The organism is Cupriavidus sp. 8B (genome assembly GCF_054589115.1).
Genome location: NZ_BAAILO010000238.1, coordinates 1 through 235 on the forward strand (window position 1 = coordinate 1; position 235 = coordinate 235).

The window sequence follows — 235 nt, forward strand, 5'->3', positions numbered from 1 at the left end:
CCCGAAGAAACCCGGCGAGCGCGTCAAGACCGATCGGCGCGATGCGGTCAAGCTCGTGCGATCGCTGCGCGCCGGCGACCTCTCGGCGGTGTACGTGCCCAGTGTGGAGGATGAAGCGTTCCGGGATCTGTCACGCGCGTGGGTCAGCGCCAAGGACGATCTGAAGCGCGCCCGGCAACGGCTGAAGGCCTTTCTGCTTTCACATGGGGTGCGCTACAGCGGCAGAGCCGACTGG

At 66.8% G+C, this 235-nt stretch carries 1 pseudogene; it reads left to right on the top strand.

The annotated features are described in order from the left end of the window. Nucleotides 1-235 (top strand): annotated as a pseudogene (locus tag ACYP5B_RS22730) (IS110 family transposase); the annotation flags it as partial.